Genomic DNA, 4,665 nt, shown 5'->3' with positions numbered 1-4,665 from the left:
CGTGGGGCGCTACCCGTCGGGCGGCGTGGCGCCGATCTCGCGCACGCGCGACACCGTCGGCCCGATCGCGCGGTCGGTCGAGGACATCGCGCTGCTTGACGCGATCCTGTCCGGTTCCGGCACCGGCGCGCCGACGTCGATGCCGGCACGCAGCGCGTCGCGCCCCGTGCGCCTGGCCGTCCCGCGCACGACGTTCTGGCGCGGCCTCGCGCCGGACGTCGACGCGGTCGCGAATGCCGCGGTGGCGAAGCTGGAGCAGGCGGGATTCGAATGTGTCGACCTCGACCTGAACGACTATCCGGGGTTCTTCGACGACGAGCCGGCCGTCATCGCGATGTACGAATTCCGTTCGTCGATGCACGCGTACCTGGTCGAGAACGGCTACGAGCTGTCGGTCGACGACATCGTCGCGAACGTGGGGAGCCCGGACGTCGCGAGGATCGCCCGCCATGTCACCGGCCCCGACGGGATCGGCGAAGCGGCCTACCGCACCGCGCTCGACCGGCGTACGCGTTCGCGTGCCGCGTATCGGCAGTGCCTCGCCGACAGCGGTGCCGACGCGCTGGTCTTTCCGACGACGATCGCCACCGCATGCCCGATCCCGGCGGGCGACACGATGATGCTCAACGGCGAAACCGCTTCGGTGTTCTCGACCTACATCCGCAATACCGAGCCGGGCAGCAATGCCGGCGTGCCGGGCATGACCGTCCCGGCCGGCCTGACGGCTGACGGGCTGCCGGTCGGCCTCGCACTGGACGGCGCGGCCGGCACCGATCGCGAACTCATCGCGGTCGCGCTGGAGGTCGAGCGGGTGCTCGGGCGACTGCCGGCGCCGGACGACGGGTTCGGGGTCGAGGGCAGGTTGGGGGGGTATCCGGGCTGATGCCATGTCGCGGCGCCGGGGACGTGGACGGGGCGGCGGCCGAATTGCCGAAGCCGGCGGCGCTCGCCGCGAAGCCGGCTTCGGCATGCACGACCGGTGGATTCCCGTGACGCCGAACGGCCGTGGATCGGCACCTTGAGCGGTGGGGGCGGCACGGTCGGGATCGTGTGGTTCACGTTGCGGCCGCACGAGAGGCGGGCGGGGGCGCAGGCGCCATCGCCGCACGCAGTATCAATGCGCGCCGGCGTTCGTGATTCCCGCTGCATCGAGCTGCCTGAGCTTCGCGTACAGCGTGGTGCGCGAGATGCCCAGTTGCCGCGCGGCGGCCGACACGTTGCCATCGTGCTCGTCGACCGCACGGCGGATCGCGTCGAGCGACTGCTCGTGCAGGCTCGCCTGCGGGCTGGCGGCCGGTGCGGTGCCGCACACGTCGGCGGCGTCGTCCAGCGCATCGGATTGCCGCCGCATCGTCGCCCGGTCGAGCGGTGCGCGCACGGCCCGCACCCAGACGTGACTGCCGTCGTCGCGCGCGATCCGCTGCGGCGTACGCGCCGGTGTCAGCAAACGACGCTGCTGCGCGGGCGTCGCGCCGGGAAAGAGTTGCCGGAGATCGTGTGGCTCGATCGGCCCGGCAGGCGCGAGCTCGAGCATCTGCCGCGCGAGCCGGCTCGCCGCGCGCACGCGGCCCGTCGCGTCGAGTGCGACGACGCCCGCGAGCGGTGTGCCGAGCCAGCGCGGATCGTACTGCACCTGCAGCAGATGGCAGTCGCGCAGCATCGCATACAGCCGCTGCTCGGCGGACAGCGCCGCATGCCGGAACTGCTCGCGCAACTGCACGACATTGCGCCGGCCGACGCCGGTGATGTCCAGCGCGCCGATCACTTCCCCGTCGAAACCGACCAGCGGCACCGCGAGGCAGAACACGCGCGAGAATTCGTCGAGATAGTGCTGGGCGCCCGCGACGACCGCCTCGGTGCCGTCGTGAATCACGCAGCTCGGCGCGGTCGTGCCGATGTTCGGCTCGACGATCCGGCGCCCGGCGACGATCGGCGTCAGCAGCGTGTCGTCGCAATGCGGGCTGCGCCGCGCGTGGACGATCGTGCCGCGCGGATTGACGCAGAAGATCGTCCACTCGCTGCCGCCGAACGCGGCCCACAGCTGCTCGATTTCCTGCGCGACGCAGCGGGTCAGCCGGCGGTCCGCGCGCGATTCGTCGAGCTCGCGCTGCATTTCGTAGCGGGCGGTTTGCCACGGCCGGAGCCCGGCGTCGCGCGAACGCAGCCACGAGCGCGCGACGCCGGCCGGCAACGCCGTTTCCGGCAGCGGTTCGCCCGCCGCGAAGCGGGCGCGGAGCCGGTCGAGGTCGACCGGCCGTGCAGGGGATTCGGGGGCTGTATTCACGCTGCGCTCCAGTTGGGTCGAAGGTTCGGGCCGGACGTGCCGGCCCGCGTGTCGCGCGAATGCGTAATATAGCCCGGCGCCCGCGGCGCGGTATTTTCGCGGCGGCTACGCCGCCGCTTGAGGCCCATGCGCGCCCCCGGTCGCGATTTACCCCGCGACCGGGGGCGTGTCGCCGCTCAATGCGGCAAACGCAGGATCGGTTTGAGCGTGATGCCGCTGCTGCTGTCCTCCGCGGCCTGGTTGATCTGTTCGAGCGGATAGAACTTCACCAGCCGGTCGAACGGAAACCGCCCCTGGAGATGCAACTGGACGAGCTGAGGAATGAACGTCTGCGGCACGCTGTCGCCTTCGACGATGCCGCGGATCGAACGGCCGCCGAGCAGCAGGTTGTTGACGTCGAATTCCGCCTTTGTCCCGAGCTTCGGCGCGCCGACCACGCCCATCGTGCCGCGCGAGCCGAGCGCTTCGATTCCCTGCGACAGCACGGCGGGCAGCCCGGTCGATTCGAGCGCGTAGTCGACGCCGCCGCCGGTGATCTGGCGGATCGCGTCGACGACATCGACTTCCTTGCTGTTGATCGTGTGCGTTGCGCCCAGCTCCAGCGCCAGCGCGAGCCGCGACGGCACGATGTCGACGGCGATGATGGTCGTCGCGCCGGCGACGCGTGCGGCCATCACGGCGCTCATGCCGACCGCGCCCGCGCCGAAGCTTGCGAAGCTGCTGCCGGCACGTACGGCGAGTGAGTTGATCACCGCGCCGGCGCCGGTCTGGATCCCGCAGCCGAGCGGCCCGAGCAGTTCGAGCGGGGCTTCCGGCGGCACCTTGATTGCGTTGTTCTCGCGCGCGAGCGCATAGCTGGCGAACGACGACTGCGCGAAGAAATGATCGTGCAGCGGCTGCCCGTGTTCGTCGCGGATCGCGGTCTGTCCGTCGGCGTCGGCGCCGCCGAAATTCAGCCCGAAGAAGTGCCGGCAATACGCGCCGTGACCGCCGACACAGGACGGGCAGTGGCCGCACGCACCGTAGGTGAGCACCACGTGATCGCCCACGGCGAGCGTCTTCACGTTCGGGCCGACCGCCTCGACCACGCCGGCGCCCTCGTGACCGAGCACGGCCGGCAGCGGCACCGGATAGTACTGGTCGCGCACGATCAGGTCGGTATGGCACAGGCCCGTCGCGACGACGCGTACCCGCACCTCGTCGCCGCGCGGCGCGCGCAGGCGGGCGGATTCGATCGAGAAGGGTGCGCCGGCCGCGCGCGCGACGGCCGCGGTGACGGCCCGTGAATCGTTTTCGGTGTACATGTTCGGTCTCCTCGTCAAATCGGATACAGCGGCGCTTCGCCCTTGATCGTCAGCCACTGCCACTGCGTGAACTCCTCCCAGTTTGCCGCGCCGCCGATGCTCGAACCGTTGCCCGATGCGCCGACACCGCCGAACGGGTTGATCACTTCGTCGTTGACCGTCTGGTCGTTGATGTGCAGCAGCCCGGTGTTCAGGTGCTCGCCGATCCGGAGTGCCCGGCCGACGTCGGCGGACAGGATCGCCGTCGACAGCCCGTATTCGGTGCGGTTCGCGAGCGCGATGGCGTCCTCGTCCGTATCGAACGGCACGACGACCGCGACCGGCCCGAAGATCTCCTCGTCGAACGCCGGGTTGCCCGGCGCGACGCCGCTCAGCACGGTCGGCTCGAAGAACAGGTCGCGATGGCTGCCGCCCGTTTCGACGCGCGCGCCCGCGCGACGGGCCGCGTCCACCAGGCTCGCCGCATGGTCGAGCTGTGCGGCATTGATCAGCGGCCCGAGGCCGACGTCCGCACTCGCGGGATCGCCGACGCGCAGGCTTCGCGCCTTCTCGACGAGCTTCGCGACGAAGCGGTCGTGAATGCCGCGCTGCACGAGCACGCGGCCAGTTGCCATGCAGATCTGGCCTTGATGCAGATACGCCCCCCACGCGGTATTGGCGACGGCGCGCTCGAGGTCGGCGTCGTCGAGCACGATCAGCGAGTTCTTGCCGCCGAGCTCGAGCGAGACCTTCTTCAGATGGCGGCCGGCCGCTTCGCCGACCTTGCGCCCCGCCGCGGTGGAACCGGTGAACTGGATCATCGCGACGTGCGGATCGGCAACCAGTGCGGCGCCGGTCGCGCCGTCGCCGGGCAGCACGTGCAGCACGCCTTCCGGCAGGCCGGCGAGCTCGAACACGCGGGCGATCGCGACACCGCCGCACACGGCGGTACGCGGATCGGGCTTCAGCACGACCGCGTTACCGAGCGCGAGCGCGGGTGCGACCGCGCGCATCGCGAGGTACAGCGGGAAGTTGAACGGCGAGATCACGCCAACGACGCCGCGCGGGCGGCGGCGCGCGAGCGACAGCCGGCCGGCC

The 4,665-nt window shown here is 71.0% G+C and carries 4 protein-coding genes; 1 reads left to right on the top strand and 3 read right to left on the bottom strand.

What is annotated here, in order from left to right; genetic code table 11:
- Positions 1-883: amidase family protein (locus DPV74_RS39170; RefSeq protein WP_240440103.1), on the top strand; the 883-nt coding region annotated here is incomplete at its 5' end.
- 231 nt (positions 884-1,114) lie between these two features.
- Here DPV74_RS39170 and DPV74_RS39165 read toward each other — a convergent pair.
- The 3 genes from DPV74_RS39165 to DPV74_RS39155 form a co-directional block, all read right to left on the bottom strand.
- Positions 1,115-2,284, bottom strand: a complete 1,170-nt coding sequence (locus DPV74_RS39165; RefSeq protein WP_240440102.1) for a helix-turn-helix domain-containing protein — start codon at positions 2,282-2,284, stop codon at positions 1,115-1,117.
- 176 nt (positions 2,285-2,460) lie between these two features.
- Entirely contained in the window at positions 2,461-3,588 is a 1,128-nt protein-coding gene (locus DPV74_RS39160) for an NAD(P)-dependent alcohol dehydrogenase (RefSeq protein WP_091921738.1), read from the bottom strand.
- A 14-nt stretch (positions 3,589-3,602) separates the two neighbouring features.
- Positions 3,603-4,665, bottom strand: a 1,063-nt coding sequence (locus tag DPV74_RS39155; protein ID WP_119339140.1) for an aldehyde dehydrogenase family protein, incomplete at its 5' end; no start/stop codon positions are given.

It is taken from the genome of Burkholderia sp. HAN2018 (assembly GCF_024704855.1).
GTDB lineage: Bacteria > Pseudomonadota > Gammaproteobacteria > Burkholderiales > Burkholderiaceae > Burkholderia > Burkholderia cepacia.
This window is presented reverse-complemented; position numbering and strand designations above follow the sequence as displayed.

What these genes read in the sequence shown, in the direction of transcription:
- DPV74_RS39160 (WP_091921738.1), bottom strand. Translation starts at nt 3,588, where the DNA reads ATGTACACCGAAAACGATTCACGGGCCGTCACCGCGGCCGTCGCGCGC.